The organism is Cohaesibacter marisflavi, from assembly GCF_900115225.1.
In the GTDB taxonomy this organism is placed as follows: Bacteria; Pseudomonadota; Alphaproteobacteria; order Rhizobiales; family Cohaesibacteraceae; genus Cohaesibacter; species Cohaesibacter marisflavi.
The window spans coordinates 188,079-200,116 of sequence record NZ_FOVR01000007.1 but is presented as its reverse complement, the minus strand read 5'-3'; the positions used below and the strand labels follow the sequence as shown (position 1 = coordinate 200,116).

9 protein-coding genes are annotated in these 12,038 nt (G+C 55.5%); 3 read left to right on the top strand and 6 right to left on the bottom strand.

The window, feature by feature from the left end; translation table 11 throughout:
* Positions 1-177: 177 nt before the first annotated feature.
* From BM258_RS14480 to xylA, 3 genes are all read left to right on the top strand, one after another.
* Positions 178-1,416, top strand: coding sequence for an ROK family transcriptional regulator (locus BM258_RS14480; protein WP_090073448.1), 1,239 nt, complete (start codon positions 178-180; stop codon positions 1,414-1,416).
* Between the two features lie 177 nt (positions 1,417-1,593).
* Complete coding sequence (gene xylB, locus BM258_RS14475) at positions 1,594-3,042, top strand: xylulokinase (protein ID WP_090073446.1); 1,449 nt, start codon at positions 1,594-1,596, stop codon at positions 3,040-3,042.
* Entirely contained in the window at positions 3,042-4,349 is a 1,308-nt protein-coding gene (xylA, locus tag BM258_RS14470) for a xylose isomerase (RefSeq protein ID WP_090073444.1), read from the top strand. Before xylB ends, xylA begins: the two co-directional genes overlap by 1 nt.
* Before the next feature lie 183 nt (positions 4,350-4,532).
* On the opposite strand, the gene BM258_RS14465 is transcribed toward xylA, so the two are convergent.
* The 6 genes from BM258_RS14465 to BM258_RS14440 form a co-directional block, all read right to left on the bottom strand.
* Positions 4,533-5,588 (bottom strand): ABC transporter ATP-binding protein, encoded by a 1,056-nt coding sequence (locus BM258_RS14465; RefSeq protein ID WP_090073442.1) that lies wholly within the window; start codon positions 5,586-5,588, stop codon positions 4,533-4,535.
* Between the two features lies 1 nt (position 5,589).
* Positions 5,590-6,849 (bottom strand): MGH1-like glycoside hydrolase domain-containing protein, encoded by a 1,260-nt coding sequence (locus BM258_RS14460; RefSeq protein WP_090073440.1) that lies wholly within the window; start codon positions 6,847-6,849, stop codon positions 5,590-5,592.
* An 8-nt stretch (positions 6,850-6,857) separates the two neighbouring features.
* Complete coding sequence (locus BM258_RS14455) at positions 6,858-8,057, bottom strand: carbohydrate ABC transporter permease (RefSeq protein ID WP_090073438.1); 1,200 nt, start codon at positions 8,055-8,057, stop codon at positions 6,858-6,860.
* Positions 8,054-9,343, bottom strand: a complete 1,290-nt coding sequence (locus tag BM258_RS14450; RefSeq protein ID WP_090073436.1) for a carbohydrate ABC transporter permease — start codon at positions 9,341-9,343, stop codon at positions 8,054-8,056. Before BM258_RS14450 ends, BM258_RS14455 begins: the two co-directional genes overlap by 4 nt.
* Before the next feature lie 70 nt (positions 9,344-9,413).
* Positions 9,414-10,778 carry an ABC transporter substrate-binding protein gene (locus tag BM258_RS14445; protein ID WP_175528079.1) on the bottom strand — a complete coding sequence of 455 codons (1,365 nt, stop codon included), beginning with the start codon at positions 10,776-10,778 and terminating at the stop codon, positions 9,414-9,416.
* A gap of 36 nt (positions 10,779-10,814) precedes the next feature.
* The gene (locus tag BM258_RS14440; protein ID WP_090073523.1) at positions 10,815-11,891 is read right to left on the bottom strand and encodes a LacI family DNA-binding transcriptional regulator; all 1,077 of its coding nucleotides are present in this window, start codon (positions 11,889-11,891) and stop codon (positions 10,815-10,817) included.
* Positions 11,892-12,038 lie beyond the last annotated feature (147 nt).

Genomic DNA, 12,038 nt, shown 5'->3' with positions numbered 1-12,038 from the left:
AGAAGAAACACCGATAGAAAGCAAGCCGTCATAGCACCAACCATTTAATTTGGACTTCAAATTTAAATGACTTATGATGGCTCACAAAGATCCGTTCAAGCGCTGCTTTTGGCATTTTCAAAAAGAGACCAAGGCCAAAAAGCAACCGCCCAAGCAAAACCAGCAAAGTAATCCGCAATGAGAAATTCCATCAAAAAAACGTCACAGATCACTGAGCAGAGGAGTCAGGGGCGGAATCTGGTTTTTTCTCATATACGCAATAACTTTCAGGTTGCCCGCATCGACATCGCCAACGCCACAGGCATGAGTCCGGCCACCGTCACTTCCATCACGGCAGAGCTTATCGCAGCAGGCCTGATTGAAGAGGTGCAAAGAGAGGTCGAACCGGGCCAATCCAAGCGTGGACGCCCCAGAGTGGACCTCAAGCTGCGTGGAGAATCCCACATCGTAGCCGGCATGAAGCTGACCGGCCGCAGCATCAGCGCCGTGGTGCTCGATCTGGAAGGCAAGCAACTGGGCAAGGCCAAAGTTCCCATGCCACGCCCACCCATTGATCGCACGGCCTTGTGCAAGCTTATTCCGCAAGTGGTGGAAACCGTTTCCGCCTCTGCGGGCGTCAAGCCCGAAGATCTTTCCGCAGTCGGCATCGGCCTGCCGGGCACCATTCAAGCCACAGAAGGCTTTGTCGACTGGTGCCCGCTGTTTCAGGAACAGGAATTCAACCTCAAGCAATTGATGGAAGAGATCATGCCCATGCCGGTGTTCGTGGAAAACGACGCCAACGCAGTGGCCATCGCCGAACTCTGGTTCGGATTTGGTCGGGATGTGCCCGATTTTCTGGTCGTCACGATCGAACAGGGGGTCGGACTGGGCATCGTGCTAGACGGAGAGATTTTCCGCGGCACACAAGGCTTTGGCGCAGAATTCGGCCATACCAAAGTGCAGTCGGAAGGAGCACTTTGCCGGTGCGGCCAACGTGGCTGTCTGGAAGCCTATGTCGCCGATTATGCCCTCTTGCGTGAGGCCAATCTCTTCAAGCATTGGGAAGAAGGCACCAGCGAAGAAGACCGTCTCGTCCAACTGTTCGCCGCCGCCAAGGAAGGCGACAGGATGGCCAAGTCCATCTTTGACCGCGCCAGCCGCATGTTCTCCATGGGCCTTGCCAATCTGGTCAATCTGTTTGATCCGGCCATGGTAATCCTCTCCGGTGAACAGATGCAGTTTGACTATCTCTACGCCCAGCAAGTGTTCGACATGGTCCGCTCTTCCACCATTCTCAAAGGGCATCACGAACCGGAAATTCGCATCCACAAGTGGGGCGACATGATGTGGGCAAAAGGCGCGGCAGCCTTTGCTCTGGAGGAGGTTGTCCGCATTTCTCTGGATCAGTTGGGAAGCGCTGAAACGAGCGCCTGAGCGCCAGAAACCACCGCCTAATCTAGATCGCGTTACCGGTAATGATATCATTACCAGTGGATTTGGACGCGCTCATCTTGATTTATTTTACATACTAAAATAATATCTCTCCCAACGAGCAACCCCTCAGATCCAGTCGTATGATCATAAATACGCGTCTCAAGGCGGGAGGAAAAAATGTATTTGGGAATTGACCTGGGCACGTCCGGGGTCAAGGTGGTGATCATGTCTGAAAGTCAGCAGATCATCGCTTCGACAAACCAATCTCTTTCGGTGTCACGCCCTTCTTCAGGCTGGAGTGAACAGGACCCGCAAAGCTGGATTCTGGCTACCGCTGCTGCCTTTGATGATCTGGTTGCATCTCATCCGGAAGCCATCAAGCAGGTACGCGCCATAGGCCTTTCTGGCCAGATGCACGGGGCTACCATGCTGGATTCAACGGACACGCCGATCGCACCATGCATTCTGTGGAATGACACCCGCAGCCACGAAGAAGCTGCAAGGCTTGATGCGACCCCCGGCTTTCGCGAGCTGACAGGCAACATCGTCTTCCCCGGTTTCACCGCGCCGAAACTGGCGTGGATGCAGGCCAACAAGCCCGAGCTTTTCGACCAGATCAAGAAGGTGCTGCTTCCCAAGGATTATCTGCGCCTCTGGCTGACCGGCGACTATGTCTCTGACTATTCCGACAGCGCTGGCACCTCATGGATGGATGTGGGCAAACGGGAATGGTCTTCCGATCTGCTGGCTGCCACCGGTCTGGACAAGTCTCACATGCCAGCCCTTGCAGAAAGCACCGAAAGCACCGGCACCATCCGCAAGGAACTCGTCGAGCGCTGGGGTTTTTCTGCCGAGACTATCGTGGCTGGCGGCGCTGGCGATAATGCAGCCTCCGCGATCGCCACCGGTATTGTCGGCGAAGGTGATGCCTTTATCTCGCTGGGTACCAGTGGCGTAATCTATGCCGCCATTGACAGCTATCGGCCACTGCCTGAAAGCGCCGTGCACACCTTCTGCCATTCCACCGCCAATCACTGGTGTCATATGGCGGTCATTCTGGCCGCAACCGACGCGCTCAACTGGTATGCCAAGCTGGTTGGTTCAGGCGCAGCGGACCTCACCAGGGCCCTCGGCGACGAGGTGACCGCACCCGGATCAGCATTGTTCTTCCCCTATCTTGGTGGAGAGCGCACGCCTCACAATGACGCCAACATTCGTGGCGGCTTCATCGGCCTGTCCCATCCGGATGACCAGGTTGCCCTCACCCGTGCTGTTCTTGAAGGCATCTCTTACGCATTCAAGGATGGCATCAAGGCACTGGAAGCGGCTGGCACCAGCCTGAGCCGACTCATAGCCGTGGGTGGCGGATCATCTTCCGACTATTGGCTGTCACTGCTGGCAACCATTCTGGACAAACAGATCGACCGGCCAACCGCCGGAGATTTTGGCGGAGCCTTCGGCGCCGCTCGCATGGGCCTCGTAGCAGACCAGAAGGGTGATCCTTCGGTTCTGTGTACAATGCCCACTATTGAAAAAAGCTTCTATCCAAACAAGGCCCTGCAGGACAGCTTTGAAAATGTCTATGCCCGTTACGCAGCCGCCTATTCATCCCTGAAGGATCTCTGATCATGACAGACTTTTTCGGTTCCCTGTCCAAAATCAAATATGAAGGCCCTGAAAGCGACAATCCGCTTGCCTTCCACCATTACAATCCCGACGAGATCGTGATGGGCAAAAGCCTCAAAGAGCATCTGCGTTTTGCAATTGCTTACTGGCACAGCTTCGCTTGGGAAGGCGGCGACCCGTTTGGTGGACGTACCTTTGATCGCCCCTGGTTCGGCGATGAAATGTCCAAGGCCAAACTGAAAGCCGACGTGGCATTCGAATTGTTCGATCTTCTGGGCGCTCCTTATTTCTGCTTCCACGATGTGGACGTTCGCCCTGAAGGTAAAAATTTCGCTGAAAGCCTCTCCAACCTCAACGAAATCGTCGACTATTTCGAAGAGAAGATGGAAAGCTCCGAAACCAAGCTGCTTTGGGGCACGGCCAACATGTTCTCCAACCGCCGCTTCATGTCTGGCGCATCCACCAACCCTGATCCGGATGTCTTCGCCTATGCCGCAGCAACAGTCAAAAGCTGCATGGATGCAACCCATCGTCTGGGTGGCCAGAACTATGTGCTCTGGGGCGGCCGTGAAGGCTACGAAACCCTGCTGAACACCGACATCGGCCAGGAACTGGACCATATGGGCCGTTTCCTCAACATGGTCGTGGACTACAAGCACAAGATCGGCTTCAAGGGCACCATTCTGGTGGAACCAAAACCACAGGAACCAAGCAAGCACCAGTATGACTTTGATGCTGCTACCTGCATTGGCTTCTTGCGCAAATATGGTCTGGAAGGCGAGGTCAAACTGAACCTCGAACAGGGCCATGCCATTCTTGCCGGCCACAGCTTTGAACATGAAATCGCCGTTGCCACTGCTGACAACATGCTCGGTTCCATCGACATGAACCGCAACGACTATCAGTCCGGCTGGGATACCGATCAGTTCCCGAACAACACCCCTGAAGTGGCTCTGGCTTACTACCACATCCTCAAATCAGGTGGCTTCACGACCGGCGGCACCAACTTTGACGCCAAACTGCGCCGTCAGTCGCTTGATGCAGAAGATCTGGTTGCCGGTCACATCGGCGGCATGGATATCTGTGCACGTGGCCTCAAAGCTGCTGCAGCCATGCTCGAAGATGGCGGTCTGGAAGCGGCTCTCAAAGAGCGTTATGCCGACTGGGACAAAGACGTCAACAAGGACATGCTGGCAAACGGAACGCTGGAAAGCATTTCCGAGCGCGTTCTCAAAGACGACATCAATCCAGAGCCACGCTCCGGTAAACAAGAAAAACTGGAAAATCTGGTCAACCGGTTCGTTTGATAGAAATCCAGTCCTCCTCCCGAAAACTGAAAACGGAGCGGCCATGCCGCCCCGTTTTTTTCTTGCCCCGTTTGCTCATCTGGCAGTGCGCGCTTTTCAGCTCTTCAACCCTGTCGTTTCAAAAGGGAAAAAAGACCGGAATGCGCAACATTGCAACACCCGCAAACAGCAGAGTGCCCCCCATCATTGGCGCGGCAAAGCCAAGCCTGCCTCATCAAAGAAATGCAGCTTGTCGGGATTGAAAATCAGACCAACCTCATCGCCCGGTTCCACAGCGGCATCACCATCAAGACGCACGCCAATAGCACCGAGCCCGCCACAATCGACCAGCAGATGGGTATCCGAGCCGAGATATTCAACAATATCAACCACGCCGTCGCACTGACCCTCGCCCTTCTCGCCTATCGAAATGGCTTCTGGTCGCACACCGATATGGCTGGCCACGCCGGGCTGGGTTTGCACGCCACCGCGCGCACCTTCCAGCAGGTAATTATCTCCTTGGGTCGTGCAAGGCATGATATTCATCTTCGGTGAGCCGATAAACTGGGCCACAAACAGGTTCCCCGGCCGTTCATAGAGCGTACGGGGTGAGCCGACCTGCTCTATAATACCATCGCGCAACACCACGATACGGTCGGCCAATGTCATGGCTTCCACCTGATCGTGGGTTACATAAATCATCGTCGCCTTCAGCTCCCGATGCAGCTTGGCCAGCTCGTAACGCATTTCCACCCGCAGCGCAGCATCAAGGTTCGATAGGGGTTCGTCAAACATGAAGGCCGTCGGATTGCGCACGATGGACCGGCCGATGGCAACGCGCTGGCGTTGACCGCCGGAAAGCTCTTTGGGCTTGCGGTCCAGATAAGTCTCCAGCTTCAATGCCCGCGCCGCTTCATTGACCTTTTCCTCGATCTCGGCCTTGGGCGTTCCCGCCGTTTTCAGGCCGAAGCCCATATTGTCGCGCACATTCATATGCGGATAAAGCGCATAGGACTGGAACACCATGGCCAACCCGCGAGAGGCTGGTGGGTCGGCGGTGACATTGCGCCCCTCAATCAGAATCTCACCGCGAGAGCACTCCTCCAGTCCCGCGATGGTTCTGAGCAAGGTGGATTTGCCACAGCCCGATGGTCCGACAAAAATGATGAACTCCCCCTCCTCGATGGCCAGATCAACGCCTTTGATGACTTGCAGTTCACCAAACCATTTCTCTACCGCCTTGAGTTCAATCGATGCCATGCTAGAACCTCCCCTTTGCATGCGGGCCCGCCCAGGTCAGCCAGATCGAAGCTGTCCAGGTGAATTTGTCACCGCCCGCCGGTGTCCCGTCGACAGGACTGAAATATTCGTAGAAACCATGCTCGGTAATCAGGTCGCGCGTATCCTTGCGCAAGCGGCCCGCCAGTTGCGTCAAGCCACGTTCATTGAGCCCAATGCCGATCAACGCATTGATGATGCCCCAGACCGGCCCGCGCCAATAGCGCAGATGCTCGAACTTCTCATCGCGCGGATCATAGGATGGCACCCCGAAGGTCACCTTTTGCAGAATGTCCTCCAGATGGGCCTTCATTGTCTCGTTGTCGATGCCCGCATACCAGCAAAGGAATGAGGCCGAGCTGAGCGATCCGGTGAATTCGCCACTCCTGAGGTCAATGCTGTCATAGTAGCCAGCCGGGTTCCAGTGATTGCGCACCCCTTCTTCCAGCTCCGCGATCCAGCCTTCGATCTCCGGTGTCAGATGGTCAAGATCCATCGCGATCTGCAACAGATCTCGGCAGGCCCTCAGGAAGATGAACGTCATTCCCACATCGGCGACACGGAAAGGCGATCCTTCACGGATCTTCTCCTCATCCCAGCCGCTTTCGCGACCGTAATAGAGCATCTTGAGATAACGGTCGTAGTCTTCCTTCTTGGGACGCATGGAAGGATCAACGTGGCTGGTGTCCCGACGGGTATATTCCCCCACCCCTTCGGTGGAAACGGCTGCCATGGCGCTATCCCAATCAACCGCATTGTCGCGGCCGCTTTCCCACGGATGGGTGATGGCCACCATGCCCCGCTCGACCCGGCTTTTCATGAACCAGCGATGCCAACTGACAAGACGCCCGTAAATAAGCTCCATATGCACCCGCCCGTAGCGCTTATCCTGCTCATAAATTGAGCGAATGAGCGTTGCGGCAACAGGAGGCTGCGTAATACCTGACGTATGCGGCACCCGATCCACGCCCCAGACATCCGGTCCGGGGAAGTAGCCATCGGCCCTCTTGTGGAAGATAATGTGCGGCACCATGCCCGTATCCCACTGCCCGGTGAAGAGCGTGTGGATCTCGAACCAGGCCCTTTTGACATCAAAAGAAGAGAAGCCCCATGCAGCAAAGCAGGAATCCCAGTTCCATTGATAAGGATACAGCCCCGCTGTGGGCACCGTGTATCCCCCGCGATCGTTTTGTCGCAGGATCCGGCGCGCTTGCCGGTCCAGTTTGTCGTCTGAGATAGCCATTAATCAAATCATCCTTTAACAGAGCCTGCGGTCAGGCCTTTGGTCATGAAGCGCTCAAGCCCAAGAAACAGCACGAGAATCGGCAATGTAGCAATCACTGCCCCGGCCATCAGATGCTGTCGTGGCACCTCGGAAGAATTGAGCATTGTAACGCCGCGCGTTAGCGTGAATTTGCTCGGATCATCAAGCAGCATGAAGGCGAGCAGGAACTCGTTCCACGCAATCATAAATACATAAAGCGAAACTGATGCCAGAGCGGGAAGCGATAACGGTAATGTGATCTTCCAGATCACACCAAGCCGGGAAAGGCCATCCATCAATCCAGCTTCCTCGATTTCAGCAGGAAGGCCGCGGAAATAGCCCTGCAGCATATAAAGCGAGACCGGAATGGTTGTCACCGGATAGATCAGCAGCAGGCCAAACAGCGAGTTTCGCAACCCGAACATGGAGAAACCCACATAGATCGGCAGTGCCAGAACGATCATCGGCACCATATAGATGAGCAGGATCGAGCGGGACATGACAGCTTGCCCCTTGAAGCGCAACCGCGCCACCGCATAGGCGCCCGGCACGCTGAAGAGCAAAGTCACCGCGACAGTGGCCACAGAAACAAGGAAGGAGGTCAACAAGTAGCTTCCAAAATTATATTGGGTGAATAGCTCCTGATAGGACCGGAAAAGATCCCACCCCTTATCCCATTCAATCGAGAAATCCAGCGGATTGAGCAACAAGGCCTGCTGCCCCTTCACCGACGTCATCAACATTACATAAAAGGGCACGACAACGATGGCGGTGAAGAAGACATAGCCAAAGCCGGTCAGAAACCGCACGATCCCTTCTTCAAACTGGTGCCGCGTGAGCGTGCCCGCAGGCATTCCCTTCGTCATGATGCTCAGCGGAACAGAGAGCCCCAAAACCAGAACCAGCACACCAACGCCCTGCGCAAAGCTTTTTTCAGAGAGGCTTATGCCGAAGGGTTGCATGAAACTGACCCCAAGCACCAACGCAAAGCTGATGAGAATGCCGAGCAAACGACTGGGCACATATAGCGCCACCAGCCCCACGGCAGCCCCTTGCACGATGGCTGCAAGCCAGACCGGATGCACCGGAAGGCCGGTTGAAAAGGCCATAACGATGGTCAGGCACACGATGATGGTAAGGCTCCATAACACACCAACCACGGCGGCGAGCAGATATCCATTTTTCATAGCCCTTCCTCCCTTGAAATGAACCGGAAGAAGAAGAATGAGAAGGCCAGAAGGCACCCGAAGATGACCACAGCAACCGCAGCCCCCGCGCCGATATTGGAAATGGCAAAGGCCTGCTCATACACATTCACGGTTAGCGTACGCGTTCCCGCATTGCCGCCCGTCATCAGGAAGATGTCGTCGAACTTGTTGAACGTCCAGATGAAGCGCAACAGGAACAGCACCGACAGAATGCCCATCAATTGCGGCAAGGAGAGATAGTAGAATTTCTGGAAAGGCGATGCCCCATCCATATCAGCTGCCTCATAGATGTCATGATCAATCGACTGCATCCGCGCCAGAATGAACAGGAAGGACAGCGGAAAATAGCGCCAGATTTCAAACGCCGTCACGGTAAACAAAGCCAGAGGCCGCTGCCCGAAAAAGTTGATCGGCGTCTCTATCAGTCCCATTTGCACCAGCAGCGCATTGAATGAGCCCGAGAATGGATCCAGCAACGTCACCCATGTGAAGGCAACCGCGATAACCGGCGCCACATAGGGGAAGAGAAACAGCCCGCGCAAAATGCCTTGTCCGGTAAAACTCTTGTTGAGCATCAGAGCGGCGAGCATACCAACCACCAACGCTCCGATGGTGCCAACCACGGTGTAGAAGAGCGTCACCCAAAGCACTTCGAGAAATTCACCACTGTCGAAGACAGAGCGGAAATTGTCCCAAGTGAAGGTCAGGTTGAACAGATCAGAACTCGCATCGCCCGTCATGACCGGCTCGGTGTCACGCACATTCACATCGCTATTGATGAAGGGCTCCTGAGCAACCACCTCAATGAGCAGTCTTTCCCGATGACCAGCCTCCCAATCGCCCAGATTGCAAGAGAGCTGCCCTGCGGCGAGCGTGCAGCGCTCATCCAGAGACACCGGTTCAAGGCCAGCAGGCCAGACATCGGACATGGTGACATTGGCAATCGGCTTCTCACGCGAAGAATTTGTCAGACGATATTCAATCGTCACCCTATCCCCCGCAGCGGACACCTTGCCCCGCACCCGCTCATAGACATCGGGCGTCGTGGGTCTGAGGTCGCTCAAACCGATCGGTTTGGCACTGATCCAGAAGATCGCCAACAAGGGGAGAATGATGACCAGAGCCACGCTCAAAAGCGTCGGCGTCAGCAACCCCCAGGCAAGGCGCGCTTCTCTCTTGGCCAGAGGTCCCGATCGTGGAGGGGCGAGCGCAGTGGGCTGGTGCCCTGCTCCCGTAGAACTGTTTGGATAGTCAGTGGTCGACATGAGAAGAGGCTCCGCTTTTCACACCGGGCAACAACAAGTCGCCCGGTGCAAACAGTTTCAAGTCAATACCTTATTGGATTTTCGCCAGTTCCTCGTTCAAAGAGGCAACAGCTTCTTCCGCACCAATGACACCATCGGTGTATTTGCGGACAATCTGGTTAAAGACCTGGGAGTTGATCATTTTCGAAGCCAGAGCCAGTTGCCCTTCCTTGACGCCCCAACGCTGGGCGACATCCAGACCGGCAACGATCTCGCCGATCATCTCGGATGGATAAAGGTCGGCAAGCGGCTTCTTGCGATCAACACCAACCGGCAGCTTGGACCATGCATCAATGAATTTGGTCGGGTTATCCGCATCCCCACGACGAACCGGAAATTTGCCTTCCGGAGCAATGGCAAGGGTCTGTGTGTAGCCCGCATTCATGGAATATTCGACGAACTTTTCAGCCGCTTCGATATCTGCATCAGATGTGATGCCGAAATAGCGGATGTCGCCCCATGCAGCGCCGCCCGGGTTGGATGGTCCGGCGAAATTGGTGACGATACCGGTTTTGGAAGCCAGTTCAGGGCTGGTCGGATCGTCATTGATGGTCGGCGGGGCCGAATCCCTAAGACCAGCCAGTTCGTCAAGAATGAACGGCGACCAGATGATCATCGCAGCCTTGCCAGCAAAATAGAGTTCACGAGACTGTTTCCAAAAGAGTTCCCCTGGAGGAGAAGCCTTGACGATAGCCTTGTAGAAGTCGAGCACTTCCGTTGTCTTTTTAACGTCCAGAGGCTTGAAGCCATCTTTGTCGACAGGAGACACGCCATTGGCCAGGAATACATGCTCGAGAACCTGGCTCATGAAGTTTTCGTCCACCTTTGTCGCGGCCACGAAGCCATACATTTCAGGCGGATTATGCAGGGCCTTGATAGCGGCTTCCACATCAGCATAGGTGTTGGGCGCTTTCAGACCCTTGGCGTCGAACAGATCCTTGCGATAAACGATCATCTGGGTCCAGCCGTCCACCGGCACAGAGGCATAGCCATCTTCGGTTGCCGCCATGGCCAGCGCACCGGGGGCATAGGTGTCTTTGCCCAGATTGTCGATTACGTCTGTTGCAGCATAGGCATCAAGAATGCCCGCTTCTACCCAAGGCAGCGCATATTGAAGCGGATGATAGATGACATCCGGCAGATCGCCAGCAGCATAGGCTGCTGTGGCGCGCGTGCCGAGATCCTTCTCGGTCACCGGGATCACCTCAACCGAAATGCCGGTTTCAGCTTCGAAGTCCTTGGCCATTTCCTGCTGACGTGCCAGACGCGGCGTTTGTTCTTCGGTCGTCCAGAAACGGATGCCTTCGGCCGAAGCCGTCACCATGGTGCATCCAAGAGCAAGCGCTGTCCCAACCATGAGACCGGTCAAGCGTTTGCTGCCTAAAGATAATGTCATTGTCAAACCTCCCAAATTGCAACACTGAAAATAAGTTCAAGCGGATCGAATGACCGGCGGGCCATCCGATGCCCGCGCAATCAAATGCGCCTCCCCCAATTGGCGAAGCGATTCAGGCGCGTCCCCCTGGATACGCCTGATGAGCAGATCGGCGAGGCGTTCCCCCGCTTCCCTGTTATCGACGAAAAAGCTGGTAAGTGGCGGGGATGCATATTCCCCCTCAGCTATACCGTCGTAAGAAATGATCGACAGATCACTGCCAATCATCAGCTGCCTGTCATGGGCAGCCCGATAAACACCCAGCGCGGCGAGATCGACCGCGCAGATAATCGCCGTTGGCCTTTCAGGCAGATCCAGCAGGATCGCCCCCTCCCGAGCACCATCCCTGCGGGTCACAGCATCATGGCGCACCAGACAGTCCTCATAGGGGAGCCCTGCCTTTTTCAAACCTTCGCAATAGCCCTCATAGCGCACCTTGGCATACATGTAGCGCTCCAGCCCGTTGATGAAACCAATGCGCACATGCCCCATGCCAACCAGCCGCAACACCGCCTCCTGCATGGCCTTGGCGGCATCGATGTCATACCAGCCGCACTCCGTATCATCGCCGGTACGCCCGAACATGATGAAGGGAACATGCGCCTTGACCAGATAATGCACCCGAGGATCCTCAATGCGTGTCCGCGGCAGGATAAAGCCATCCACCGTATGCTCGTCGCTCAGGCGCTTGATTGTCGTCAGCACACCCAGCGCGTGGCTCGCGGTAGCCACGGTCAGGGTCCAACTGTCCTGACTGGCCCGCCGGGAAATCCCGTCAATAAAGTCGGCAAGAAACGGCCGGTGCCCGTCATGGCTATCCGCATTGAGCACCATGCCAAGCGACCGCACCAGACCGGTGCGAATGGCCTGCGCGTGAATCATGGGCTTGTAGCCAAGTTCCTGCGCCGTGCGCTGGACTTTCAGACGCGTATGTTCCGCGATATCCGAATAGCCATTCAGCGCCCTGGAAACAGTGCTCTTGGAAATACCCAAGGCATAGGCCACTTCCTTGATGGTCACGCGTGATTTTTTGCTCTGACGCCCCTTGCCGTCATGTTCTTCAGACTTGTGCACGGCATCCTCCCGCGCCAAGTCTGCTTTCCGAAACCGGTTTCGGCAACCTCCAGTATATTCACCTTTTGGCTAACCACCCAAATCGGGCATCTCATTGAAAGAAAAGGACCGAAATCGATTTCACGAAAAGGTTCCGACGCTGCGCCT

What these genes read in the sequence shown, in the direction of transcription:
- xylB (WP_090073446.1), top strand. Translation starts at nt 1,594, where the DNA reads ATGTATTTGGGAATTGACCTGGGCACGTCCGGGGTCAAGGTGGTGATC.
- BM258_RS14455 (WP_090073438.1), bottom strand. Translation starts at nt 8,057, where the DNA reads ATGAAAAATGGATATCTGCTCGCCGCCGTGGTTGGTGTGTTATGGAGC.
- BM258_RS14480 (WP_090073448.1), top strand. Translation starts at nt 178, where the DNA reads ATGAGAAATTCCATCAAAAAAACGTCACAGATCACTGAGCAGAGGAGT.
- BM258_RS14460 (WP_090073440.1), bottom strand. Translation starts at nt 6,849, where the DNA reads ATGGCTATCTCAGACGACAAACTGGACCGGCAAGCGCGCCGGATCCTG.
- BM258_RS14465 (WP_090073442.1), bottom strand. Translation starts at nt 5,588, where the DNA reads ATGGCATCGATTGAACTCAAGGCGGTAGAGAAATGGTTTGGTGAACTG.
- BM258_RS14450 (WP_090073436.1), bottom strand. Translation starts at nt 9,343, where the DNA reads ATGTCGACCACTGACTATCCAAACAGTTCTACGGGAGCAGGGCACCAG.
- BM258_RS14445 (WP_175528079.1), bottom strand. Translation starts at nt 10,778, where the DNA reads ATGACATTATCTTTAGGCAGCAAACGCTTGACCGGTCTCATGGTTGGG.